Below are 25,657 nucleotides of genomic sequence, written 5' to 3'. Positions count from 1 at the left end.
TGCCGACGTGTGAACCCGCCCTCCGACAATGGGCGCGCACCGCTGTCGATCCATCTGCGCGGATGCGTTCCCTTGGCCGGAAGAGGAGTGACATGGCACGAACCGACGAAGGCGGCTGCTGCGCGGGCGAGGGCGAGCCCACGCCGGGCCTGAGCCGCCGCGCGATGCTGCGCACCGCCGCGCTGGGCGCGGGCGCGATGGCCGCGGGCGGGGTGCTGGCGCTGCCCGGGGCGGCGTACGCGGCACCGGTGATCTACAACCCGTTCACCGCATACCCGATCACCGACACCTGGGAGGGCCACCTGGCCCGGGGCTCGCTCGGCGGCATCGACTTCGGCATGCCCGTGGGCACCCGCCTGCCCGCCTGCGGTGCCGGAACGGTCCAGAACACGCCGTACAACGGCTCCGGCGGCCACACCGTCACGATCTACCACGCCGACGGCTACCGCAGCCAATACCTGCACCTGTCGCAGTTCCTGCTCGCCAACGGCACCTACGTCGAGGCGGGCACGATCGTCGGCCTGTCCGGCGGCGCGGCCGGGGCACCCGGCTCGGGCAGCTCCACCGGCCCGCACGTGCACTGGCACATGATCGACCCGGCCGGCAACCGGATCAGCCCGCTGGTCTACATCGCACAGCACCCGGGCGGGGTGTCGCCGCGGCAGGTGTACGAGGCGGCCAGCAACAACGCCTGGCGGGCGCTGCCGGTCTCCGGCAGCGCCGGTGCGGTGACCGGCTCGGCGGTGGCGCCGATCGCACTGGGCACCACCAAGATCCTGTACACCCTCAACGGCGGCCGGATCTTCGAGGCGGCCAGCAACGCGGGCTGGCAGAACCTGTGGACCGGCGTCACCGGCGCGCAGGGCACCGCCCTGGCCGCGCTGAACCTCGACGGGGTGAAGCTCATCTACAGCGTCGTCGACGGGTACGTCCACGAGGCGGCCAGCAACAACGCCTGGCGCAACCTCAACAGCGGCATCGGCGGGGTCGGCTCGTCGTCGATCTCGGTGATCCAGCTCGACGGGATCAAATACGTCTACAGCATCGTCGGCGGATACGTGCACGAGGCCAGCAGCGCCAACGCCTGGCGCAACCTGAACACCGGCATCCCCGCCTCGGCGGTCGCGGCCATCACCCTCGGCAGTACGAAGATCATCTACACGGTCAACGGCGGCTCGGTGTACGAGGCGGCCAGCAACGCGGGCTGGCAGAACCTGTGGACCGGCATCTCCGGCGTCTCCGACGGCACGCTCGCGGCGATGAACGTCGGGGGCGTCAAGCACATCTACACCAGCGCGGGCGGCTACGTGCACGAGGCGGCCAGCAACAACGCCTGGCGCAACCTCAACTCCGGCGTCGGCGGCGCCACGGTGGCCGTGCTGACCGTCGGCGGCGTCAAACTCATCTACTCCGCCTGAGGCCTGCCGCTCGGGTGGCGGCCGGCGCGAGGCCGGCCACCACCCGAGCGGGTGCCGTCGGCTCAGGCGGCGTCGAGGGCGGCGGTGATCTGGCGGATGACGGCCGCCATGGTGGGGCTGGGCTCGTCCTTGCCCGCCCGGGTGGCGGCCTGGATGGCGACGTCGACGACGCCGCGGAAGTTCTCGGCCTCGGCCGGGTCCTGCTTTCCGGGCAGGACCACCGACGCCGTCAGCGCCGGCAGCACCTGGTCGGCGATCTCCGCGACGGACTTGCCGCTCACCTTCACCGCCGACTGGGCGGCGAGCACGTGACCGACCGGGCCGGTCGCGGAGGCCAGGGCGATGCTGCCGTCCGTGGCGATCTTGTGCGGCGAGCCTCCGGCGGCACCGGCGGCGGCCAGCAGCGACACGGCGCCGTACGCGGCGGTGCGCAGGGTCTGCTTGTCCTGGTCGGACAGAACGATGGACATGATCAATCCTTTGTACGAGGGGATGTGGGGTCGGCGGGACGGGCGTCCCGCGATTGCTCGGGTCAGTCGCCGAGCGACTGGTAGAGCGCGGTCCAGAAGTCCTGGACCAGCCACGCCGGATCCGGGACGGACAGACCGACCTGGGTGAGCAGAATGCCGACGACCTGGTTCTGCGGGTCGGCGTAGGTCGTGGTGCCGCTTCCGCCGTCCCATCCGAACTGGCCGATGGGCGCGTAGTCGCCGCGGTAGGTCCGCACCGCCATGCCGAAGCCCCAGCCGCCCTGCTGCCCCTGGCCGAACGAGACATGGACGTTCTCGGTGGCCAGCGTGGTGCGGGCGGCCTGCTGCTCGGGCGTGAGCCGGTTGGTGGTCATCAGCTCGACCGCGGCCCGGGACAGGATCCGCTCGCCGCCGTGTGTCCCGTGGTTCAGCAGCATGCGGAAGTAGGCGTGGTAGTCGTCGACGGTGGAGACCAGGCCGCCGCCCCCGCCCTGGAACGCCGGAGGGGTGCTGTGGCGTCCGCCCTCGGCGTGGTCCCACACGTGGAACTCACCGGTCTGCGGGTCGGGAACGTACGCGGGCGGCAGCCGGTCGAGCTTCCCGGCGGGTACGTGGAAACCGGTGTCCGCCATGCCCAGCGGACCGAAGAGCCGCTCCCGCAGGAACGCCTCGAACGACTGGCCGGTGACCCGGGCGACGAGCACGCCGAGCAGGTCACTGGCGATGTGGTACTGCCACCGCTCGCCGGGCTGGTGCATCAGGGGCAGCGCGCCGAGGCGGCGCAGCCACTCGTCCGGCTCGGGCATCGGCTCCGGCAGGTTGGGGGTGAGCCCCTGCTCGAAGACCGCACCCATGATCGGGGTGCCCAGCGCCGTCATGTCCATGCCGAGCCCGAAGGTGGAGGTCAGCACGTCCCGCACGGTGATCGGCCGCCGGGCCGGCACCGTGTCGTCCAGCGGGGCGTCGACGCGCGAGAGCACCCGGCGGTCGGCGAGTTCCGGCAGCCAGCGGTCCACGGTGTCGTCCAGGCGCAGCCTGCACTCGTCGAGCAGGATCATCGCCGCGGCGGCCGTGACCGGTTTGGACGTCGAGGCCATCCGGAAGAGGGTGTCGCGGGCCATCGGCGGACCACCGTCGTGGCGCATCGTCCCCATCGTCTCGACATGCGTCTCGCCGCCCTGGCTCACCAGCGCGACGAACCCGGGTATCCGCCCGGAATCGACGTGCCGCGCCAGCACGTCACGCATCTTGCGCAGCCCCGTCTCGGTGAGGGCGCTCTTCCTGCTGGTATCCATAATGCTGATCTGCTTTCTGACGTCGAAGTCATGACATGGGCCGGTGGAACAGCCCCACGCGAGGTGGGACGGGGCAGGGTCGTGCCGCGAGGCGGAGCGGGGCCGGGCGGCGGCGGCCGCGGCCCACCAGCGCGTCTGCGGGCGGGACTGATGCGGAGCCAGGGGGCGGCGGTGCGTCTGCTCATGGTTCGGCCTCCGATGCGGCTGGTGATGGATTGCGGTCAGGCACGGGCGGTCCAGCGGTCGGCCGGGGCCCGGGTCAGCGTCGTGCCGATCCGGCGGTGGTGGACCTGCTCGAAGGCTGTCCACTCCTGCGGCGTCAGGAGCCGGGTGATGAGCGGGATCGCGGCCTGCTCCTCGTGGGCGAGGTGCCCGCGCAGTCCCGCGATCAGCGAATCGAGCAGGTCCCCGAGCCAGACCGGGTCGACCTCCGGGCCGGCGAGCAGCGTGTCGATCGCCGCGACCACCTCGCCGAGAGCCGCGTGCTCGGCCTCCAGTGCCTCCAGCGGCACCAGCTCGCCGGGCCGTCCGGCACGCCGCCGCAGCGCCGGCCAGAGCAGTTCGTCCTCGGTGCGGTAGTGGCTGTGCAGCGTCCGGGTGAACAGCTGCCACCCCGGCGCGGTACGCAGGACGCGCCCGGGATCGTCGCCGACGGCGATGCGTGCCAGCTGCTCCAGTTCCAGGCGCAGCGCCCCGTGTGCGGCGTGCATCGCCGTCAGGTCCAAACCCATGGCTCATACCCTGGCCACCCGCGGCAGCTTGATCAACGACGACTTCGCATGCCCGGCGATAACAGTGGGGTTAACAGAACCCGCTGACCTCGGCGCCTGCGGCACGGTGACGCGATGCGGCGGGGAGAAGTGCCCTGGGCCGCCGCGGCTGCCCGGCGTAACCTGTCAGGCGGCACAGCCGCGGGCATCGGGGAGCGCATGGAGATTCGCGACATCGAGATCTTCCTGACGCTTGCCGAGGAACTGCACTTCGGCCGCACCGCGCAGCGGCTGTACGTCTCCCAGGCCCGGATCAGCCAGGCCGTCAAGCAGCAGGAACGCCGAGTCGGCGGGGAGCTGTTCGATCGCGCGAACCGCCGCCAGATCCAGCTCACGCCGCTGGGCCGGCAGCTGTACGACGACCTGCGACCGGTCTACGCGGGACTGCGCGCCGGCCTCGCCCGCGCCCAGCTCGCCGCCCGGGGCATCGACCACGTCCTGCGCGTCGGCCTGCTGCCGGTCAACCGATACGACATGCGGCGCTTCTGGGAGTCGTTCCAGGCCGACCATCCGCGCTGGAAGCTGCGCTTCCAGTTCGCTCCGTTCGTCGACCCGTTCGCCGGCCTGCGTGCGGGTGAGATCGACGTGCTGGTCGCGTGGCTGCCGGTGGAGGAACCCGATCTGACGGTGGGTCCGGTGATCCTGTCCGAGCCCCGGGTGCTGGCCGTGGCCGTCGGGCACGAACTCGCCCCGCGGTCGTCGATCCCGCTGGAGGCGGCCGCAGACTTCCAGCATCCCCAGGTCGTCTCACCGGACTACTGGTTCGACGGCTACGCTCCGCCGCACACCCGCACCGGCCGGGTGATCGAGCGCGGGCCGGTCGTGCGCAACAACGACGAAGTCCTGACCATGGTCAGCGTCGGGGAGGTCGTCGCCCTCTACCCGGCCCACGTCTCCCGGTACCTGGTGCGCCCGGATCTCGCCTACATCCCCGTCCGGGACCTGGAGGAGCTGCGGTACGCACTCGTGTGGCGGACCGAGTCGGAGAACGAACCCATCCGCGCGCTCGCCGACACGGTACGCACGCTGGGCGTCCTGCGCCCGCACGAGTGACTCCGACCGACGGCGTCCCCGCGCCCGACCCGGGCCGGGCACGCCGCCGTGCAGCCGCGTCGGCTGCGCGGCCGGTCGGCGGTGTCGACGCGGCTCGATGGCCCCACCCGGCTGGCTGAGGCGGCCGCCCGCCGCATCTCCTACGCTGCAACAGATCAGCGGAGATCGAAGTCATGGCCATGGGGGTTCGTCAGACCAAAGGGGTGCCGAGTGCCCTTTCCGGTGACCATCGACGGTGGCGACATCGTCCTGCGGGAGCTGTGCGAGCAGGACCTGCCCGCGCTGACAAGGCTCTACACCGATCCCGAGCTGACCCAGTTCATGGGATTCGACAAGCTGGCGGCCGAGCAGGTGCCCGAGGCGCTGGAGGCGCACCTGGCCGCGGCGCGGCGCACCCCCCGCACGCAGTACACCCTGGCCATCACCGTCGACGGCGCACCCGACCTGGTCGGAGTGGTCCGGCTGCTGGTGGAGGAGTACGGCCGCAATGCGATGCTCGGCGGCCTCATCGTGATCCCCGAGTCCCCGGGGGTGGGCCGGGGCGTGACCGCCTCCCGCCTGCTCATGGCATACGGGTTCGGCCCGCTCGCCCTGCACCGCATCTGGGGCGGCAGGCGCACCGACTACCTGCGCATGCACGAGCGGATGACCCGCCTGGGCCTGGTCCAGGAAGGGTTCATGCGGGAACTGTTCCACACCCACGGCGTCTGGCACGACGTGGTCAGCTACTCCGTCCTGGCCCACGAGTGGAAGCCGGACGGGCCCGAGGTGTCCATCATGGAGTCGACCGTCCCGGCGGCCCTGTCGGCCTCCGGCCCGGCCGGGCTCGCGTATAAGGAGCACAGGTGACGATCCCCGAACTGCTGGCCGCGCAGGAACGCGACGGCGACGTGCTCGCCTGGCGCCCCGAACTGTTCCGGCCGAGCGGTGACGGCGACCGGCGGCGGTTCGAGGAGCTGCTGGTCTCGGGGCGGGTGCGCGAGGTCTGCGACACCTTCGCCGAGCAGGTGGCCGACCTGGTCGCCACGCTGCACCCGCCGCTGAAGGGCGATCGCGACCAGCTAGCCCGCCTCGCCGGCGACCACCTGGGCGGCGCCGAGCCGTGGCAGGCCGGCACCTGGGTGTTCTACCCGTGGTCGGGGCGGCTGGTGCACCTGCTGGACCGCGACGACTTCCGGCTGCTGCGCACCGACCGCAACTGCGGCAAGATCAGCCGGGAGCAGCAGCGCAGCCTCGCGGGACGCCGCGTCGGCGTCATCGGGCTGTCGGTCGGCAACAGCGCCGCCCTGACCCTGGCCACCGAGGGGATCGCGACCGCGTTCACCCTGGCGGACTTCGACACGCTGGCCCTGTCCAACCTCAACCGGCTGCGCGCCGGGGTGCACGAGCTCGGCGTCAACAAGACCGTGATCGCGGCCCGGCAGCTGTTCGAACTCGACCCGTACCTCGACGTGGACGTCTATCCCGACGGGCTGCACGACAACAACATCAAGCGGTTCTTCCTCGGCGGCAGCGGCCCGATCGACCTGCTGGTCGAGGAGTGCGACGAGCCCCGCATCAAGCTCGCGGCCCGCGAATGGGCGCGCACCTGCCGCATCCCGGTCCTGATGGACACCAACGACCGGGGCATGCTCGACATCGAGCGCTTCGACCTGGAGCCGGACCGGCCGCTGCTGCACGGCATCCTCGGCCCGATCGGGTCGGCGGACCTGGCCGATCTCAGCCGGGCCGAGGTGATCGAGAACGTGCTCAAGATGATCGGCGAGATCAGCCCCAAGCTGGCCGCCTCGATTCCGCGCATCGGCGTCGAGCTGAGCAGCTGGCCGCAGCTGGCCTCCGGGGTCAGCCTGGGCGGAGCGCTGGTCGCCGACGTCGCCCGGCGGGTGCTGCTGGGCGAGCTGCGCGAGTCGGGCCGCTACTACGTCGACCTGGATCTGCTGATCCGCGACGGCCTCGGCGCCGACCCGGCGCCGGTCGCCGGTCCGTGATCCGGGCACGTCGTGCCCGGCGGCCGGCCCGGTCCGCAAGCAGCGATGCCGTGTGCCGTCAGGCCGTACGCGGTCACGGTCAAGCCGGAGGCGGATCGGCAGGGCAGCCGCGGGCGCTCCGTCCGCGAGGACAGCGGAGCGACCGCGGCTGCCGGTCAGGGGATCACTGCACGAAGACCAGCGGGCTGCCGCTCACGCTGGTGTCCCGGACGGGCGCGTACTTCGCCGTGAAGTAGCCGTTGGCGAAGCAGGTGCCCGGTCCGGAGAACCGGTTGAACTTCTGGTTGGTGAAGGTGATCGAGTTGTCGCCGTTGTCGGTGGCACCGGTGACCGTGTTCAGATCCGCGCGGTAGACGCAGGTCACGGTACCCAGCAGCGTGCACAGCTTGATCGTCGTCTGGATCGGTGCCGCGGCGGACCCGGTGATGGTGATGACCTTCGTGGTGCCGTTGACGGCGGCGCTGTACGGCAGGTTGTTGACCACGATGCTCTGCACGCAGGTGGCACCGGGGACGTTGGTGGTGCAGCCGCTGAAGCTGTGCGCGGTGACGCTTTCAGTGGCGATGCCGCCCGCGCCGGGGTTGGTCAGCACGGTGCCGCTGAAGCTGGACCCGGTGCAGGTGACGCCGGTGGTCCCGGTGGGGCTGGAGTAGAATGTGGCGTTCGTGCCGGACTTCAGGTTGGACTGGATCACGTGGCCGGCCGGCACGGCGGTCCCGCCGAGCGAGCCGTACGTGAGCACCGCGCCGGCCGCCTGGGCCGGGGTGGCCGCGAGGGCGACCAGGGCGGCGGCGGTCGCCGCGACCGTGAGGAACAGCTTCTTGCGCATGGTGGACGTTCCCTTCTTCGTCGCCTGCCTGGCCGGCAGACGTAGGTGGGTGGGACATGCGGAGCTGGAGCGAGGTCAGCTGGCGGCGAGCGCGGCCGTCAGGTCGGCGAGGCTCTCGTCGATGGCCAGGGAGGTGTTCGTCCGGTCGAAGACCACCGCGTTGTGTCCGGCCCCGGCCTGGGAGAGGCCGAACGCCTGCTCGACGAGGCCGTTGAGGATGCCGCCGAGGCCGCAGCCGCTGGCGCCGGGTGCGGCGAACTCGTTGTCGACGAGCCTGGCTCCGGCGAACGAGGCGACGACCGCGCCGTAGCCGTGGGGGTCGGCCTGCACGTCGATGACGCCGGGGTCGCCGGTGACCGGGACGTTGGGCGGCAGCGGGTTTGTGGTGCCGGTGGTGGGGCGCAGGATGAGCGGATGGCTGCTGGAGCCCAGGTAGCACTGCAGGCCCAGGACCGCGTTGATGAGCCGCAGTTTGATCGGCAGGACGAAGACCGGGTACGACTCGCCGGTGGCCAGCGGGACGAACCGGGTGATCGGCCCGGCCAGTTCCACCTGTGCGAAGACACTGGTCACGCCGGGGATGATGTTCCAGATGCCGGGGATGGCCACCTGGATCGGCGCGGCGGTCAGGGTGCGGCCGTTGGCGGGCGGTACGACGTTGTAGACGTTGGCGCTGCTGCCGTCGGGGAAGTCGACGACGGGCGCGCTCGCCGGCCAGTACACGCCGAACTGGAGCGTGATGGGCGAGCTGAGCGTGACGTCGGTGGTGCCGATGCGGAAGCTGCCGGCGTTGGTCACCGAGTAGACGCAACCGACCTGGAGGTTCGTCGTGTCGCGCATGGCGGGGGCGGTCAGCGGGCAGTTGCCCATCCCGGTGTAGTTGCCGCCGGGTGCCTTGGCGGCGGCCGGGCTGGCGCCGAGCGCCAGGACGGCCGCCATCGTCGTGCCGACCGCCGCGACGCGGCGGATGTGGGTGGAGATCATGGGAGCTCCCTGTTCAGCTGGTGGAGACAGGCAGCGGCCGTCGGCCTCTGCGCGCTGCTCCCGGTCATTCCGCAGCTGAGCCGGGTACGCGGTCTTGTCCGGAGGGCCGGCCGGTCGATACTGGTGCGAGGCCGGGTCCTGGACGGTTCCGCCATCCGATGTGGTCACGGGGCGACGGGGCCCTGTGGCATCATCGAAATAAAAACCTACCGATGTTATAAACCTGCCGAAGTCTTGACGTCAAGTGAAAGAGTTGAATGTCTGTGACCGCAGCCGACGCCCATGTCACCCATCCGCCGCTACCCGGCGCCCGCACCGGCCGGGACCCCGACCGGGCCATCAAGCGCGGGCCGAGCCGGGTCCCGCCCGAGGTCGTGGCGGCCACCCAGCGCGACCGGCTGTACGACGCGCTGGTGCACACGGTGGCCCAGAAGGGGTTCGGCAACGCCCGCGTCGGCGACATCTGCCAGGCCGCGGGCGTCACCCGCCCCGCCTTCTACGCGCTGTTCGAGGGCAAGGAGGACGCGTTCCTGGCAACGTACCGGCACGGCATCGGGGTGCTCTGGGAGGTGATGGAGGGCGCCTACACCACGGCGCCGGACTGGCGGACCGGCATCCGGGGCGGCATCGGGGTGCTGCTGTCGGTGCTGGCTGCCGTGCCGTCCTTCGCGGTCATGGCCGTCGTCGAGATCGACGCGGCGGGTCCGGCCGCCCGGCGCGAGCGGGAGGAGCTGCTGGAGCGGTTCCACCGCTTCTTCGCCGAAGCGCCGCACCGCGACCAGGTGCCCGCGGAGCTGGTCAGCTCGATCATCGGCGGCATCTATTCGACGATCTACCGCGCGGTCGCCGGGGGCAGGGTGGCCGAGCTGCCCGGCCTGCTGCCGACCTTGACGTACTTCGCCCTGGTGCCCTTCCTCGGCCGGGAGGAGGCCGCCGACGAGCTGGTCGATCGCATCGACCCGCTGATCGTGAACCCGCCCTGCGCGCCGGTGGCCGCCGCGCGGAGGCCGCGCCTGATCGAATGACCGATGTGGACTCCAGGTATTGACCAGACCCGTACCGGGGGGTAACTTCCTGACCTGAGATTGAAACATTGATCTCTACAGATGAAGATCCATTGCCGACGGCCCTGGTAACTCATCCGCAGTGATTCGCCACGCCGAGACAAGGGTCTGGTCAAGCACCCCTCTGAAGGGAGCAGCCATGCCTCTGGAATCGCACAGTGCTGACAACGCCGAACACCCCGAACACGGAAGAACCCACTGGCGCAGGTTCGCCGGCGCCATCGCGCTGACCGGCACCGCGGCCGCCACCCTGGTGGCACTGACCGCTCAGGGCGTGCTCGCCGCCCAGTTCTCCGTATCCGGCATGCCGTTCGTCGTCACCGCCGACTCGCTGCAGGGCGAGGGGTTCGAGCAGTTCGCCACCCTCGACACGATGGTGCCGGGCAGCCCCAACGAGGGCGACACCGGCGGCCAGCTGGTGCTGATCGTCTCCGCGGTCCGCGACGCCAGGCTGACCAACCTCTGCCAGGCGATCAACCTCGGCGGGATGAACCTCAAGCTCACCGCGGGCGACGCGGGAACCCCCGTGACGGCCAGGAACCTCGTCGTCGACTCCGACGCGATCAGCGGCAACGCCTCGTTCGACGACATCAGCATCGGCCAGGACGCCAGCACCCTCGACCAGGTCCCCGGCGTCACCGGCGGCATCGGTGTCCTCGGCCAGCAGTCCCGCACCGTCACCATCGACAACCTGCGCCAGAACAACTACGCCACCACGGCGGTCGCCTTCAAACTGCCCAACCTGCACATGAGCTTCACCGAGGACGGCTGCTGACCGTGTCCGGCCCCGACACCGGCGTGGACTCCACCGGGCTCGACCCGGTGGAGTCCACCACCGCCGATCCGACCCGCGCCGCACCACCCCCGCGCGGCTTCCGCCACTGGCGACGCACCCGCCCGTTCTGGAGCGGCCTGCTGGTCGTCGCCGGCGGTCTGGAGATCACGTTCACCGTCCTCGCGCCGCTGCCCGTCATGCTGCGCGTCGGGTTGCAGGGCACCGCCGGCTACCTGATCCCCATCGTGCTCACCATCTGCGGCCTGCTGATCATCTTCACGCCGGCCCAGCGGATCTTCAACGCGTGCGTCGCGATGGTGCTGGCCCTGGCCAGCTGGCTCACCTCGAACCTGGGCGGCTTCCTGATCGGCATGCTGCTCGCGCTGATCGGGGCCTCGCTCGCCTTCGCCTGGGGCCCGCGCCGCGCCCGGCCCGCCCACCGGCAGCACTGAGCCCGCGGCGGCGCCCGGTCGGGCGGCTCCGTACCGGCGAACCGGACCGGCCCGGCGGCGTGCACGCCGGGCCCGCCCGGACGTGCCGTGAAAGGGACGGGCGGGCAAGGAACGGGCAAGGAACAGGCAAGGAAAGCGGTCAGCAGAGCGGATCCATCGAAGACACACTGGCGACGAATCAGGCGTCCGACACCCCGGCCCTCAGGCAGGGCTGTCGGCGGCTGCCCATCGTCTCCAGCGAAGGATCAGATGAGTCACGTGACATGGAGAGGTCGACGCGACCGACTCCATAGCAAGCCAGGAATAGTCGCCGCCGGAATGACATTGTCGCTGCTCGCGGGATCGATCGGATGGGCCCCGCCGGCTGTGGGCGCCCCTGCGACGGGTGCCGCGGCCGTGGCGGCGGCGTCGCCGCGGGTCTCCGTGGCACCGGTGCAGCAGAAGGTCCGGCCCGGGGCGGATTCGGACAGCCGCTGGAGTCCGTCCAAGGTGTCGTGGCCGGTGTCCGCCACCACGGTGGTGAACCTGACCGGCGCCCCGGCGACTAGAGGGGCATCGGTCTCGGCATCCCCGGCCGAGGTCTCTGTCGGCGGCCTTCAGCTGCGGCTGAGCGCCGCCGCGAGCGCGGGCGGGAAATCGGGTGGCGCCGGTGCGGCCGCGCTCGCCGTCGCCGACGTGCCGAAATCGGTCCGGGTCCAGACGGTGGATCATGCGATGGCGGAGCGGGCGGGTGCCGGCACCGGATTCGTCGTGGCCCGTGGCGACGGCGGCACCGCGGCGGCGACGCTGAACCTGCGCGTCGACTACCGGGCCTTCGCGCACGGATACGGCGGTGACTTCGGTGCCCGGCTGCGGCCGGTGCTCGCGCCGGCGTGTGCGCTGACGACGCCAGACCTGCCGCAGTGCGCGACGCGCACGCCGCTGGTGGGCGTGAACGATACGACCACCCAGGCGGTCACGGCCACGGTGGACCTCGCCGGTGCCGCCGCGCGGACGTCCGGCCTGTCCGGGCAGGCGGCCGGGAGCGGCGCGGTGGTGCTGCTCGCCGCCTCGGCGGCCAGCGAGACGGGAGCCTTCACGAAGACGCCGCTGGCGGCCTCGATGTCGTGGCAGGCGGGCACCTCGGGGGGCGGGTTCAGCACCACCTACCCGCTGGCGGTGCCTCCCGTGGCGGGTGGCCTGGTGCCGCCGGTCGCCTTCACCTATTCGTCGTCGGCCGTCGACGGCCGCACCAACGCGGAGTCCGCGCAGACGTCGTGGCTGGGCGAGGGCTGGTCGTACGAGCCCGGCTACATCGAGCGCTCCTACCGGTCGTGCGCCCAGGACCACGACACCACGCGAACCTATGCCAACGACACCGGCGACCTGTGCTGGAACAACGCGAACGCGACGCTCGTGTGGGCCGGCCGGTCGACGGAGCTGGTCCTGGACTCGGCGACGCAGAAGTGGAAGCTGGGCGCGGACGACGGTTCCAAGATCGACAAGTTCACGGGGCCGGGGAACTGGGGCAACGGCGCGGAGACGTGGCGGATCACCACCCCGGACGGCACGGAATACTACTTCGGGCTGAACCGGATCAAGGCGAACTGGCAGACCGGCGACCCGGAGACGAACTCCACGCTGAACGTCCCGGTCTTCGCCAACCACGCCACGGACCCGTGCTACCAGTCCGGAGGCTTCTCCGTCTCGTGGTGCTGGATGACGTGGCGCTGGAACCTCGACTACGTCGTGGATCCCAACGGGAACACGATGGTCTACACGTACTACAAGGAGACGCCGAAGACCGGGATCAACGGCTCGGCGACCAACCTGAAGAACTACGACCGCGCCGCCTACATCGACAAGATCGAGTACGGGATGCGCAAGGGCACCGAGGGAGTCGGCGACGCGCCGGCGCTGGTGGACTTCATCCTCGGCGACCGGTGCCTGTCCTCGTGCTGGTCGGGGGCGAACCCGGTCGTGGCGAACTGGCCCGACACCCCGTGGGACCTCAACTGCCCCTCCAGCGCGACGTCGTGTCCGGACAACGTGACGCCGTCGTTCTGGGGATACAAGCGCCTGTCCAAGGTCGTCACCAGCGTCGTGCAGGCGGACGGCACCGGCTACGACCCGGTGGACGAGTGGACCCTGGACCACGTCTTCCCCGACAGCGGCGAGACCCAGGTCGCACCGGCGATGTGGCTCAACGACATCACCCGTACCGGTAAGGGCACGGCCACCCCGATCACCGTCGGCAACGTGCACTTCAGCGGCTACCGGGCCGACAACAAGGCCGGTTTCGAGGGCGGGGTGCGCATCAAGCGCTACCGGCTGCGCTACATCGACAACGAGACCGGCGGTCGCACCGCGATCAGCTACGAGTTGTCCGACTGCGCCACCGGCACCAACCCCAACCCCGACCACAACACCAAGCGGTGCTTCCCCCAGTACTACACGCCACCGGACAGCGACACCGGCGGCGCCTGGACCTGGTGGAACAAGCTGCGCGTCACCAGCGTCACCGAGCAGGACTTCGTCGGCGGGCAACCGGACGTCGTCCGCTCGTACGAGTACTGGATGGAGGGCTCCAAGAACGGCGCGGCCACGGTCGCGGAACTGTGGCACCACACTGACAGCAACCGGTTCTCCACCCGGCTGCCGGACCGTTCGTGGGCCGACTTCCGCGGCTGGCCCACGGTGGTCACCACCGTCGGCAGCGGCACCGGCACCGGACACACGTCGAAGACGAAGCAGCTCTTCTTCCGGGGCATGAACGGCGACCGCCTGGACCCCGCCGAGGGCGGCTGGGGAGCGCGGACGGTCAACGCGGTCAACTCCGAGGGCCACGTGTACGTCGACTCCGACTACCGGGCCGGATTCCTGTACGAGGAACAGGTCATCGACCCGGACACCGCGATCCTGGAGTCCAAGACCCTGCACTACCCGTGGGGGGCCGGCACCGGCACCCGCACCATCACCGGGCTGCTGCCGCCGACGCAGACGTCGGTGATCATGGAGGAGGACCTGTCGACCTCCTGGACCCGGGTCTCGTCGGGATCACCGACCTGGCGGATCAGCAAGACGAAGAACACCTGGGACGCCACCCTCGACCGTCTCAACACGACGGTGAACCACGGTCTGGTCACGGTGGACGGCGCTCACCCGTTCGGTGTCGACGGAGCCGAGAACGACGAGACCTGCACCACCTACACCTACGCCGCCACCGCCGCCGCCTGGATGACCGACCGCGTCGCGACGCAGGTCACCAGCAGCGACGAGACGTGCCCCGGGCTCGCCCAGGCGACGACCCTGGCCGCCACCAGGAACTTCTACGACGCTCAGGCCTCGGGGGTGCTGCCGGCTGTCGCGGCGAACGTCCACGGGCTGCTGACCAGGTCCGAGAAGCTCACGGCCTACCCCGTCGGCGGCCCGACGTGGGTGAAGGTCGCCGACACCACCTATGACGCCCTCGGCCGGCCCGTCAGCAGCAGCGACGCCGTCGGCCGGCAGACCACGACCACCTACACGCCGGCCGCCACCAGCCCGCTCACGGCCGTCGCCGTCACCCGGCTCGGTGCCGCCGGCAGCGCCGACGACCTCACGACGACCACCGGCGTGGACCGCCTCCGCGGCCTCCCGCTGACGGTCACCGATCCGAACGGCAAGGTCACCACCAGCCGCTATGACGCCCTGGGCCGCCTGACCAAGGTGTGGCGACCCGGTCGCGTCGTCGACACCGACACCCCCGACGTCGAGTACACCTACTTCATCGGGAACGCACCTCCCTACGCGTCGTTCACGGCGACCAGGACGCTCACCGCCAACGGCACCGTGGCCAGGTCGTACGACGTCTACGACGGGCTGCTCAGACCGATCCACCACCGGACGGTGCTGAACTCGGGCACGGCGGCGGCCGTCACCGACACCGTCTACAACGACCGCGGCACCGTCGACCGGATGGCGTCGTACGAGTGGGCGTCCAGCGTCTTCACCGACGTCTACGCCACCGACTACCAGACGGCGCCGCGGCAGGTGCGCTACACCTATGACGGCCTGGGGCGTGCCAAGACCTCCGAACTGTGGACCAGCAACGGCACTACGGCATCGAAGGTGGCACAGGTCTCGTCCACCTACACCGGCGACCAGATCACGGTGGACCAGCCCGCCGGCGGCACGGACACCACCACCGTGATCGACGTCCTGGGCCGCACCGTGCAGGTGCGCCAGTACGTGTCCGACACCGCATCCGGATCGGCCGACACCACGACCTACGGCTACGACCTGCTGGGCCGGCTCACCACCGTGACCGACGCGGGCAGCCCGGTCCACACCTGGACATACGCCTACGACCTGGCCGGCCGCCGTAAGCAGGTGGTCGACCCGGACGCGGGCACCTCAACGGTCGACTACTACGACGACGACCAGGTGAAGCTCACCACCGACGGCCGCGGCCGCAGCCTCTACGCCACCTACGACATGTTCGGCCGGATCACCGCCACCTACGACGGCACCGGCGCGGTGGCGGCCAACCAGCTCACCGGCTACCAGTACGACACCGTCACCGGCGCGAAGGGCTATCCCGCGACGGCCACCAGGTACGTCAACGGTTCCGGTGTCGGCGGGTCGGCCTACCTTCAGAAGATCACTGCGTACGACGTCGGCTACCGTCCGCTCACGGTCCAGACCGTGATCCCGGCGGTCACCGGCGGCACCACCGCCGAGACGGCGCTGGCCGGCACCTACACCACCACCAACGAGTACAAGGTCGACGGCGCTCCCTACCGCACGACGATGCCCGCGATCGGGGGACTACCCGCCGAGACGCTGACCTACGGCTACAACTCCGTCGGCCAGCTCACCTCGGTGATCAGCCCCAACTACAACGGCACCGGCGTCGACCAGAAGTACGTCGCCGACACCGCCTACACCTACGACGGGCTCACCGCGCAGCAGATCCTCGGCAACCCCGGGACCGGCGGCGCGTCCGGCAAGCAGGTCCAGCACACCTACACCTACGACGACGCGACCAGGCGGCTCACCAAGTCGGCGGTCAAGACCGAGAACCAGACCTCGGCGGGTGCCTGGGTCGACCGGATCACCGACACCTACACCCTCAACCACGCCGGTGACGTCACGTCGATCGCCGGCACCACCGACGGCGTCGCCGACCAGGAGGAATGCTTCGGGTACGACTACCTGCGCCGACTGAGCACCGCCTGGACCCAGACCAGCGGCGCCTGCGTCACGGGAGCCGCCCAGGGCACCGGCGCTGACCCGTACTGGACCTCGTGGACCTTCGACAAGACCGGAAACCGGCTGTCCGAGACCAGCTACAACCCCGGCGGCACCGAGAAGTCGAAGTCGGTCTACGACTACACGGGTTCCGGCGGACCCCACGTGGTCAACACCGTCACCACGACCGGCACCGGCGCCGGAACCACGACGTTCACCTACGACGCGATGGGCAACCGCAAGACGCGTGCCACCTCGGCGGGTGCGAGCCAGACCCTGGACTGGGACGCCGAAGGCCGACTGGCCTCCGCCACCGGCAGCCTCACCGGGACCGTCTACAACACCGACGGCGGCCGCCTTCTGCGAAAGGACGCCGACGGCAAGGCGACGCTGAAGCTGCCTGACGGCACGGAACTGGTCGCCTCCGGCACGGGCACCGTCACCGGCACCCGCTACCACGCCGGTGTCGCCGTCCGGACCGCCGTCACCGGCGGCACCGCCCTCACCTGGGTCGTCGCCGATCACCACGGCACGGGTACGGCCGTCATCGACGCCGTGACCATGCAGACGGCGCACCGGCGCAGCCTGCCCTACGGCGGTGCCCGCGGCACCCAACCCGGCGGGTTCGGCACCCAGGGCTTCGTCGGCGGCACCAACGACCCCAACGGACTGGTACACCTCGGCGTCCGCGAATACGACCCCGAGACCGGCCGGTTCATCAGCGTCGACCCGGTCTTCGACATCACCGACCCGCAGTCCTGGAACGGCTTCGCCTACGCCAACAACGCACCCACGAGCAGCAGCGATCCGACCGGACTCATCCGGACGCCCGAGGACACCAGCGGCCCTCCGCCGGATTACTGCACCGAGCACCGCAACGACGCGGCCTGCGGCGGCGGCGGCAGGGAGGAAACACAGGCCGACCGATGCCAGCGACGTCCAGGCTTCTGCGTCTCGGTCGAGCCGAGCGCTGAATGCCTCTTCCTGAACGACTGCACCCCCGGGTCCACGCAGTTCACCGCACCGGAGTGTCAGACCCTGACGCCGGGCTCGCAATGGAGCTCGCCGGGCGGCTGCTCGGCAGCCGCCGCCGGGAACACGCAGCGGATGAAGGACTGCCAGGCCAGCGGGTGGGGCAACGTCTGCAAGATCATCGTCAAGCCGACGAAGCAGGACGTCCCGGAAAAGCCCACCATCGACTACGGCCCGCCGGCCGAGGAGGAATACGACTACGGCTTCAACCCTTACTACACTGAATCCTATTGCCTGGTCATTTGTATCGGTTACACGCAGACGGCGGAGGCGGGCTTCCTGACGCTGGGCGGGGTGGGCTTCGGAGCCTTCGGTCGCAGCGTCGGCGCGACCTCAGCTCGTGGAGTGGACCAGCACGCCCTCTCCTGGGGGATGTGTGCGGGATACATCGCCAGCGGATGCGTTTCTGCCGGTGGTCTGGCAAGCGACTATGACAAGGGCTGGGTCGGCGGCGGCGTCGGATGGGGGGGAGGATTCTCCATCGGACCCAGCCTCGCCTTCCAGGTCCCCAGCCCCTCGTTCGATCCCGGTGACAGGCTCATCCGTGGGCGGATCTATTCCTAGGTGAGCAGGTAGTCGGGGGTGTCGCCAGGTGAAGCGCCTGTCGGCACCCCCTCGCCGTCCGCCCTTTCTGGAATGGGACAGGTCGATTCCTGCGGCCGTCGATCAAGGTATGGACGTGCAGCAGACCGTTGCCGTGCGCGGGGGTGTGACACAGGTGCCGGGTCGCGGCGGCGTGGTGCGGCAAGGCGGGTGCTGGGGCGTCCGGCGTAGACGAGCAACCCGACGGTGGAGGCGGCGATGGTCAGCACCGCGAGGCCCGGCAGGTGCGCCGCGGCCGGGGCCAGCAGCGCCGGGACGGCCACTCCGAGGATCCGGTGCGCGGGCAGGCGCCGGTGGACGGTCCAGGCCAGGCCGGCCAGGCCTGACTGGTACACGGCGACCCCGAGCAGCAGCGCGAGGCCGGCGGCGGTGGGCAGCGGGCCGCGCGGGCCGTCGGTGGACAGGACGGCCACGGCGGTGGTGACGGCGTAGCAGAAGCCGATGACGGCGGTGAGCAGCAGCAGGTGGCAGGCGGTGTACGGGCCGGTCGCCAGGCGGTGGCGGGCGGGGATTCCCACGGTCGTGAGCAGGTGTTCGGCGGGTTCGCGCAACCGGGCGTACTGGTGCCACAGCCCGGTCGCCATCAGCATCGCGACGGCGGCGGTCGCGGCCGTCGCGGTGGTGATCGCGGTCCCGAACGTCGCCGTGGTGATCGCGGTGGCCAGTGAGGCCAGTCCGAGCAGCGTCATCAGGTTGAGCCGTTCGACCAGGTGCGCGGGCGCGGTGACCGGGCAGGTCCGGCTGCCGGCCCACCAGGTGCCGATCTCGGTGGCGGCGAGCAGCGACCACGCCGCGGGCCGCAGCGGCTCGGGCACCGCGGCCTGCGCGAAGATCAGTGTCGTGGCCAGCGCCGCGCTGGCCAGCACGGGCGCCAGCCGGGCCGCGGGCGGGCGCAGGGTGAGCACGACGGCGGCCGCGGTCAGGCCCCGGACCAGGAGATAGGCCAGCGCGAACACGACCGTGGCGGCGCCGGCGCGGCCGGGGCCGGTGGTGAACACCTGCGGCGCGGCGAGGGTCAGCAGCAGCAGCGCGGCCATCGCGGCGAGCAGGCAGACGCGGGTCGCGCCGAGGTCGGCCTTGACGGTGTTGGCCAGCCGGGTCGTGGCCGACCAGCATCCCCACAGCATCAGCAGGACCAGCGTGGCCTGCGCCATCCCGGCCGGGGTGGGGTCGGCGTCGACCAGGTACGCGGTGCGGGTGACGGCGAATCCGGCCACCACGTCGACGAGCAGTTCGAGGTCGGTGACGGTGGCGCGGGCGGTGTTGTAGCGGCCGAGCAGGCGCAGCCGCCAGGCCAGGCGCCGCCGGGCCGCCGCGGGTCGCTGCGGCGCGGCGCGGCAGTGGCGGCTGTCGGCGAAGGCCAGCCCGGTGCACGCCGCGGCGGGTATGGCGAGCATCGCGGGCAGGGGCAGAGCGGCGGCGGCCGGGGCGAGCGCGAGTATGAGCACGGCGGTGGCGGGGCGCAGCCAGCAGCGGCGTTCGGCGATGACGGCCCAGAACCAGAACTGGCCGAGCAGGTAGAGCGTGACGCCGCCGTAGACGGTGCCGACGACCGCCGGGCCGGCGGGCGCGGTCGTGGCCGGGCCGGTCAGGGTCCGGGCCAGGCCCACGATGAGCAGCACGAGTCCGACCAGCATCACCATGTTGGCCTGGAAGTACGTGAACAGGGCGGCGGCGCGTACGGTGGCGCCGGTCTTGGCGCGGAACCGGATCCGGGCGTGGCCGGCGATGAAGCCGAAGTGCAGCCACCACAGTGCGATGAGCAGGGTGAGGTATACGAGCAGGTAGACCAGGACGGGTCTGGCGCCGAGGTGGGCGGGGTCCAGTCCGCCGAGCAGTTCGACCACGCAGCCGAGGGCGACCACGACCACGGCGGCGACCCGGTCGGTGAAGACCGCGGTGGCCCGGGGGAAGAACGTCTCGGTGGCGCCGAAGGGCAGCCGGCCGCGGAAGTCGAGTTGCAGCGCGCCCATCACCACCACGTTGACCGCGAGCGCGGCGACCAGCAGGAGGGTGCGCTGCCGATCGGCGGCCGCGGCGGCGAACCACATGGCGCCGGAGGCCAGCGGGGCCAGGGTGGCCGCGGCGGCGTTGCCGGGGTGCAGCCGGTGGGCGGGCAGTACGGCGTACACCATCCACACGCCCGCGGTCTCCAGGGCCTGGACGGTCAGCATCGACGCGGCGAACACGGTCGCGCCGGCGGTGCGGCTGTCGGCGACGATGTCGGGCGCGGTGACCGCGACGAGGGCGAGGCTGACGGTCGCCCCGACGATGACGGGCCGCATCGCGGCGCGTTCGGCGCTGACGACCGATCCGGCCAGGACCAGCCCGGTCCAGTACATCAGGACGGCCAGCAGCACGGCGAAGCCGCGTACGGTGGTCGCGGTGTCGGTGGTGCGGGCGAGCACGGCGGCGACCTGGGCGACGGCGAGCACGAACACGACGTCGAGGAACAGCTCGGTGGCGGTGGGCAGGCTGCCGGGTTCGATCGGGGCGACGCCGGTGCGGCGGCGCACCCACGGGAGCATGGCGTGGGCGTACGCGGTGGGACGCGGTCCGGTTCGCACGGTCAGCGGGTGAGTTCGCCGAAGAACCAGTTGCCGCGGGCGCGCGGGTCCGGGCTGGTGTAGAACTCCCAGGCGGCGTCGGTGAGCTCGTCGGCGCTCAGGCGCCCGTCGCCGTCGGCGTCCAGGGCGGCGAACGCGACGCGCACATCGCTGCGGCTGGTGCCGAACGCGCGGTGCATGGTCGCGAACTCGGTCAGGTCGAGCAGGCCGTCGCCGTCGGTGTCGCAGATGTCGATCAGCGCCTGCACGGCCGGGCGCAGCATGACCGCGCGCCCGGTGGGCCGGATGAACGCGGCGGTCATGCCGTGGTGGAACTCGTGGTAGGTGATGGCGCCGTCGGCGTCGGCGTCGGCGTGGCGGGCGATCTCGTCCCAGAGCCGCTCGTGCCGTTCCAGCGCGGCGCGCCCCTTGGCGGAGGCGGGGGTGTGGCGGAAGCTGAGCAGCAGCCGGGAGGCGAGCGCCAGGATCTCGTCGCACTCGATCTGGCCGTTGCCGTCGATGTCGAGGTGCGCGAACGCCAGATCCAGCTTGCGTTTCTGCAGGGCGCTGACCACTTCTCACCATCGTCCTAAACCGGTCAAAACATCGGAATAGTAGCCACCGACCGTGTGATCCGCGCGCGGAGCCGGGCGTGTCGGCCGGGCTGAGGCGGACGACACGTCGGTGCGCGGGCTCCGTTCTTCACGGAAGAACCACTGTTACTGTCCGTAAGTCGATGGCGACGATTAGTGATTGGAATGTCGATGACGGCTACCCGCAATGAACTCGAGGCCCGGTACTCGATCCTGTTCGAGCTGCTCGACGCCGAGCGCAACGGCGAGCTCACCGCCCAGGACATGACCGCGCTGGCGACCCGCGTGGTCACCGCCTTCGAGGCGACCGCGACCCCGGCCAAGACCGCCGCGGTGTACACGGCCTTCGCGGCCTACTGGGAGGGCCTGGCCGCCCACCTCGGCGGCGGCGACGGCCCGTTCAACCGGACCCAGTTCATCAAGGCCCTGCAGGTCGCGATCGGCGACAGCGAGGCCGGGTTCACCCAGCTGATCCGCCCGATCGCCGACACCCTGTTCGGGCTCATCGACACCGATGACAACGGCGAGATGTCGCTGGCCGAGTTCCGCCAGGCCCAGGTGGCGATGGGCGTCGACAGCGTCGACAGCGAGCGGGCCTTCGCGCGCATCGACGCCGACGGCAACGGCCGCATCGACCGCGAGGAACTGGTCGCCGCCGTCGCCGACTTCTACCGCAACCCCTCGTCGGACTCCCCGATGAGCGAGTTCTTCGGCGCCCTCAGCCGCTGACCACCGATGCCGCCGCCACCCGGTGCACCGCACCGGGTGGCGGCGTCGTTTCCCGCACGCTGGCCCAGCCACGAACCCGAGAGGCAGAAGATGTCGACGGCTGTGCTCGCACCACGGCAGACCCGGTCCGGATCCGCCACGGCCCGCTCGCTCACCGAGATCCTGTACGGCCACCGTTTCGACCAGGACCACCGGGTATGGCAGAACCTCCTCGCCGGTCCGGAGTTCGCCTTCCGCGACCTCGGCCACGACGCGGTGGTAGAACGGGCCTACCAGCGCCTCGCCCTGGTCAACGCCGAGATCGACGATGTCGCCGCGTTCGCCTCGGACGTGCACCGCATCGCCGCCCTGCACGAGTGGACCGCTCCCCGCGACGGCGCGCTGACGACCGTGGCCGGCATCCACTACAACCTTTTCCTGGGCAGCCTGCTGGACCTGGAACCCGTCGGCGCGCGCGACCTGGCCGAGTTCACCGCGCTGCACCGGATCGGCGTCTTCCTGTGCACCGAGGCGGCGCACGGCAACAGCGCCGCCGACCTGGAGATCACGGCCACCCACGACCCGGCGACCGGCGGCTTCGTGCTGCACACCCCGCACCCCGGCGCCCGCAAGTTCATGCCGAACACCGGCCCGGCGGGCGGCCCCAAGACCGCGCTGGTCGCCGCGCGCCTGCTCGTCGACGGCACGGACCAGGGCGTACACCTGTTCTGCACCCCGCTGCGGGACCGCGTCGGGACGCTGCCCGGTATCAGCGTGGAAGCCCTGCCGCAGACTTCCACCGCGGCCGTCGACCACAGCCTCACCACCTTCCGGCACGTGCTGCTGGCGCCGGACGCGCTCGTCGGCGCGAACCTGCGCGACGGGGTCCTCGGCGGTGCGCCGAGCAGCATGCGCAAGCGTTTCCTGCGCTCCATCGGCCGGGTCACCGTCGGCAAGCTGTGCATGAGCGGCTGCGCCGTCGGAGCGGCTCGCACCGCCGTGACCAGCGCCGTCCGGTACGCCCACACCCGGCACACGGCCGGCCTGGACCCGGGCGCGACCGTGCCGCTGTTCGCGCACCGGGGCCACCACGCCCGGCTGATCGAGGCCGTGGTGACGAGCTACGCCTTGACCCTGCTGCACCGGCACGCGGTGGCGAGGTGGGCGGCGGTCGCCGCCGTCGATCACGACGAGGTGGAACGCCTGGTCGCGGTCGTCAAGGGCTGGACCACCTGGCGGGCGCGCGACGTCGTACGGGAGTGCCGGGAACGCACCGGAGCCCTCGGTCTGCTGCGGGTCAACGGCCTGGCCGACCTCGCGGCCAATCTCGAGGGCACCGTAACGGCCGAAGGCGACAACCTGGTGGTCTGGACCAAGGCGGCGGGGGAGATGGTGTTCGGCCACGCCGTCCCCGCGGGCACCGGCGCGGCCGCTGACCTGTCGCAGCCGCTGTCCCTTCAGCACCTGCTGACCGACGTGGAACGGCTGTGGCAGCAGCGCGCGCGTGCCCGCCTGCGTGACCGCGCGCAGCGCGGCGCGCTGCAACGGTGGAACAACGCCGTCGGCTCCGCGCTGGAACTCGTCGACGCCTACGCCCACCGGCTGGCGGGCGAGGCCCTGCTGGCCGCCGCCGACCGCGCCGACGACCTGGCCGCGCGTGAGCTGCTGCGCGAGGTGTACCGGCTGTTCGCCCTCGGCCGGATCGCCGCGCACAGCGGAGACCTGCTGGCCACCGGCCGCCTGACCGCCGAGCAGGTGACCGGCCTGCCCACGCTGCGTGAGGCGGCGATCGCGGCGCTGCAACCCTGGACACCCACGCTGGTGGACGGCTTCGCCCTCGACGACGACTTCCCGCGCGCCCCGGGGGACGGGGCGTCCACCGGATCCAGGTCGGCCACGCCCACCCCGCGATCAAGCCTGTGACCAGCGGTTATGTCATTTTGTCTGATAAGGTCGGCATGTAGGTTAATTCTACTTAGGAGCGACAAGGCATGAGTGTTACCATCGACGTCCTCACCCCGTTGCAGCAGCGCAAGCTGGCGCACCGGTTCAAGCTGATCGACGTGAACGGCGACGGGTTCTTGTAGCAGGACGACTACGAGGAGCTGGCCGCCCGGCTGGCCCACACCTTCGGCCTCACCGAGATGGCCGCCGCCGCGGTCGCGGTTCGTGAGGGCTACCTGGCCCTGTGGCGGGCACTGGTGGCCAAGATGGACGCCGACGGTGACGGCCGGATCAGCGAGGAGGAGTTCCTCACCTCCGTGGGACGTTCGATCGTGGTCCGCCCCGACGGCTTCGACAACCACCTGCGCCCCCTGGCCGAGGCGCTGATGGGCCTGACCGACACCGACGGCGACGAGCAGGTCAGCCCGAACGAGTTCACCGCCCTCTTCGGCGCCCTGGGCGCGGCGGGCGGCGACGCCGCCCACGCGTTCAGCGTGCTCGACCGCGACGGCAACGGGCATCTGAGCACCGAAGAGATCATCGACGCCATCCGCGAGTACTACACCAGCCCCGACCCCGACGCCCCTGGCAACCTGCTCTTCGGCGACCTCACCGTCCGCTGACGGAGCCGGGTCCCGGCGTCAAGCGCCGCCCCCGGCCCTGCCGCGGCGTGGGAGTCACGCGGGTGGGTGGTGCCTGCCACCCACCCGCGTGACTCCCGGCAGAGTGCGCCCGTGCCCGGTCAGGAACGGCCGTGCAGGTACACCGGCAGGGCCAGGTTGCCGTTCATGATGAACGTGCCCGGGGGTCTGAGCTCTGCGGGCGCGACCGCCAGCGACATCATCGGAAAGCGGTTGAACAGCGCGGGCAGCGCGGTCAGCGCCTCAAGGCGGGCCAGCGAGGCCCCGACGCAGAAGTGCGCGCCGTAGCCGAACGACAGGTGCTCCTTGTCGGTGCGGGTCAGGTCGAACTCGGCCGCGGAGGCGCCGTAGCGGTCAGGGTCGCGACCGGCGGCGGCCAGGCACATCAGGATCGGTGAGCCCTTGGCGATCACGTTGCCGTCGTCGAGTTCGATGTCCTCGACGGCGAACCGCAGCGGCAGCTGGGCGATCGGGGCCTCCACCCGCAGGGTCTCGTCGATGACGTCGTCCCAGCCCGCCTGGCCGGAGGTGACCAGGGCGAACTGGTCCGGGTGGGTGAGCAGCGCGACGACCGCTTTCGTGATCAGGTTCATCACGGTCTCCGAGCCGGCCCCGAGCACATTGAACAGGGAGCCGATGACCTCCGAGGCGCTCAGCCGCTCGGCGTCCTGAGCCTGGACCAGGCGGCTGGTCATGTCGTCGGCGGGATGCTCGCGCTTGGCCGCGGCGAGGTCCTGCAGCGCGAGCTGCCAGTGGTGCAGGTTGGCCTCGGCCACCTCGGGCGGCAGGGTGGTGTCGACCGCGAGTTCCAGGCCGCGGAGCACCTCCGGGCGGGCCTGCTCAGGGATGCCGAACAGCTCGCAGATCATCCGGGCGGGGATCTGCTGGGCGAAGGCCTTGCGCAGGTCGACCGGCTCATCGGCCGCGACCTCGGCGAGGTCGTCGAGGATGGAGGTGACGATCTGCTCGACCAGCGGGCGCTGGGCCTCGATCCGGCGCGGGCCGAAATCCGGGGCGATCAGACCCCGCAGCCGGCGGTGGTCGTCGCCGTCGTTGATGGTCATACTGTCCATCTTGACCCAGCTGATCAGCGGCCAGTCGTCGCCGATCTCGCCGTCGATGAAAGCGGGCCAGTGCTTGCGGGGGTCCTTGGAGACCCGCGGGTCGGCGAACAACCGCTTGGCCAGCGAGAAGCTGTTGACGGACCAGGCGAGCACCTCTCCCGGGAGCTCCACCTGGACGGCCGCGCCGAGCTCACGCAGCCGGGTGGCCTCGGCCATC

19 protein-coding genes are annotated in these 25,657 nt (G+C 71.1%); 11 read left to right on the top strand and 8 right to left on the bottom strand.

The window, feature by feature from the left end; translation table 11 throughout:
• The first annotated feature begins 92 nt into the window (after nucleotides 1-92).
• On the top strand, nucleotides 93-1,418 hold the full coding sequence (locus Cs7R123_RS02035) for a M23 family metallopeptidase (protein ID WP_212823003.1): 1,326 nt from the start codon (nucleotides 93-95) through the stop codon (nucleotides 1,416-1,418).
• A 62-nt stretch (nucleotides 1,419-1,480) separates the two neighbouring features.
• On the opposite strand, the gene Cs7R123_RS02030 is transcribed toward Cs7R123_RS02035, so the two are convergent.
• From Cs7R123_RS02030 to Cs7R123_RS02020, 3 genes are all read right to left on the bottom strand, one after another.
• Nucleotides 1,481-1,888: a hypothetical protein gene (locus tag Cs7R123_RS02030; protein WP_212823002.1), complete on the bottom strand. Its 408-nt coding sequence runs from the start codon at nucleotides 1,886-1,888 to the stop codon at nucleotides 1,481-1,483.
• 62 nt (nucleotides 1,889-1,950) lie between these two features.
• Nucleotides 1,951-3,183, bottom strand: a complete 1,233-nt coding sequence (locus Cs7R123_RS02025) for a serine hydrolase (RefSeq protein ID WP_212823001.1) — start codon at nucleotides 3,181-3,183, stop codon at nucleotides 1,951-1,953.
• Between the two features lie 221 nt (nucleotides 3,184-3,404).
• Nucleotides 3,405-3,914, bottom strand: a complete 510-nt coding sequence (locus Cs7R123_RS02020) for a hemerythrin domain-containing protein (protein WP_212823000.1) — start codon at nucleotides 3,912-3,914, stop codon at nucleotides 3,405-3,407.
• Between the two features lie 198 nt (nucleotides 3,915-4,112).
• Between Cs7R123_RS02020 and Cs7R123_RS02015 the strand changes: the two genes are divergently transcribed.
• From Cs7R123_RS02015 to Cs7R123_RS02005, 3 genes are all read left to right on the top strand, one after another.
• On the top strand, nucleotides 4,113-5,006 hold the full coding sequence (locus Cs7R123_RS02015) for a LysR family transcriptional regulator (protein ID WP_212822998.1): 894 nt from the start codon (nucleotides 4,113-4,115) through the stop codon (nucleotides 5,004-5,006).
• Nucleotides 5,007-5,216: 210 nt separating this feature from the next.
• Nucleotides 5,217-5,855 (top strand): GNAT family N-acetyltransferase, encoded by a 639-nt coding sequence (locus Cs7R123_RS02010; protein ID WP_212822996.1) that lies wholly within the window; start codon nucleotides 5,217-5,219, stop codon nucleotides 5,853-5,855.
• A complete protein-coding gene (locus Cs7R123_RS02005) occupies nucleotides 5,852-6,994 on the top strand; it encodes a ThiF family adenylyltransferase (RefSeq protein ID WP_212822995.1) in 1,143 nt (380 codons plus the stop codon). Before Cs7R123_RS02010 ends, Cs7R123_RS02005 begins: the two co-directional genes overlap by 4 nt.
• A gap of 163 nt (nucleotides 6,995-7,157) precedes the next feature.
• Here the strand turns inward: Cs7R123_RS02005 and Cs7R123_RS02000 are convergent, their stop codons facing one another.
• Nucleotides 7,158-7,823, bottom strand: coding sequence for a Tat pathway signal sequence domain protein (locus Cs7R123_RS02000; protein WP_212822994.1), 666 nt, complete (start codon nucleotides 7,821-7,823; stop codon nucleotides 7,158-7,160).
• 75 nt (nucleotides 7,824-7,898) lie between these two features.
• Nucleotides 7,899-8,807 carry a hypothetical protein gene (locus tag Cs7R123_RS01995; protein WP_212822993.1) on the bottom strand — a complete coding sequence of 303 codons (909 nt, stop codon included), beginning with the start codon at nucleotides 8,805-8,807 and terminating at the stop codon, nucleotides 7,899-7,901.
• Nucleotides 8,808-9,064: 257 nt separating this feature from the next.
• Here Cs7R123_RS01995 and Cs7R123_RS01990 point away from each other — a divergent pair, with 257 nt between their 5' ends.
• The 4 genes from Cs7R123_RS01990 to Cs7R123_RS01975 all read left to right on the top strand — a co-directional run bounded on the left by Cs7R123_RS01990 (nucleotide 9,065) and on the right by Cs7R123_RS01975 (nucleotide 17,905).
• Nucleotides 9,065-9,832, top strand: coding sequence for a TetR/AcrR family transcriptional regulator (locus Cs7R123_RS01990; protein ID WP_212822992.1), 768 nt, complete (start codon nucleotides 9,065-9,067; stop codon nucleotides 9,830-9,832).
• Nucleotides 9,833-10,010: 178 nt separating this feature from the next.
• Nucleotides 10,011-10,646, top strand: coding sequence for a DUF6230 family protein (locus Cs7R123_RS01985; protein WP_212822991.1), 636 nt, complete (start codon nucleotides 10,011-10,013; stop codon nucleotides 10,644-10,646).
• Between the two features lie 2 nt (nucleotides 10,647-10,648).
• Nucleotides 10,649-11,098, top strand: coding sequence for a DUF6114 domain-containing protein (locus tag Cs7R123_RS01980; protein WP_212822990.1), 450 nt, complete (start codon nucleotides 10,649-10,651; stop codon nucleotides 11,096-11,098).
• A gap of 501 nt (nucleotides 11,099-11,599) precedes the next feature.
• The gene (locus Cs7R123_RS01975; RefSeq protein ID WP_212822988.1) at nucleotides 11,600-17,905 is read left to right on the top strand and encodes an RHS repeat-associated core domain-containing protein; all 6,306 of its coding nucleotides are present in this window, start codon (nucleotides 11,600-11,602) and stop codon (nucleotides 17,903-17,905) included.
• On the opposite strand, the gene Cs7R123_RS01970 is transcribed toward Cs7R123_RS01975, so the two are convergent.
• A complete protein-coding gene (locus tag Cs7R123_RS01970) occupies nucleotides 17,902-20,472 on the bottom strand; it encodes a low temperature requirement protein A (protein ID WP_212822986.1) in 2,571 nt (856 codons plus the stop codon). The two genes, Cs7R123_RS01975 and Cs7R123_RS01970, sit on opposite strands and share 4 nt — an antisense overlap.
• Nucleotides 20,473-20,513: 41 nt before the next feature.
• Nucleotides 20,514-21,065: an EF-hand domain-containing protein gene (locus tag Cs7R123_RS01965; protein WP_212822984.1), complete on the bottom strand. Its 552-nt coding sequence runs from the start codon at nucleotides 21,063-21,065 to the stop codon at nucleotides 20,514-20,516.
• Nucleotides 21,066-21,254: 189 nt separating this feature from the next.
• Here Cs7R123_RS01965 and Cs7R123_RS01960 point away from each other — a divergent pair, with 189 nt between their 5' ends.
• The 3 genes from Cs7R123_RS01960 to Cs7R123_RS01950 all read left to right on the top strand — a co-directional run bounded on the left by Cs7R123_RS01960 (nucleotide 21,255) and on the right by Cs7R123_RS01950 (nucleotide 24,358).
• Complete coding sequence (locus Cs7R123_RS01960) at nucleotides 21,255-21,812, top strand: EF-hand domain-containing protein (RefSeq protein ID WP_212822983.1); 558 nt, start codon at nucleotides 21,255-21,257, stop codon at nucleotides 21,810-21,812.
• 90 nt (nucleotides 21,813-21,902) lie between these two features.
• Entirely contained in the window at nucleotides 21,903-23,714 is a 1,812-nt protein-coding gene (locus Cs7R123_RS01955) for an acyl-CoA dehydrogenase (protein WP_212822982.1), read from the top strand.
• Between the two features lie 221 nt (nucleotides 23,715-23,935).
• Nucleotides 23,936-24,358, top strand: coding sequence for an EF-hand domain-containing protein (locus tag Cs7R123_RS01950; RefSeq protein WP_212828750.1), 423 nt, complete (start codon nucleotides 23,936-23,938; stop codon nucleotides 24,356-24,358).
• 119 nt (nucleotides 24,359-24,477) lie between these two features.
• Here the strand turns inward: Cs7R123_RS01950 and Cs7R123_RS01945 are convergent, their stop codons facing one another.
• Nucleotides 24,478-25,656, bottom strand: a complete 1,179-nt coding sequence (locus Cs7R123_RS01945; protein WP_212828748.1) for a cytochrome P450 — start codon at nucleotides 25,654-25,656, stop codon at nucleotides 24,478-24,480.
• Nucleotide 25,657: the final 1 nt, after the last annotated feature.

Source organism: Catellatospora sp. TT07R-123 (assembly GCF_018327705.1).
Lineage (GTDB): Bacteria > Actinomycetota > Actinomycetes > Mycobacteriales > Micromonosporaceae > Catellatospora.
This window is presented reverse-complemented; position numbering and strand designations above follow the sequence as displayed.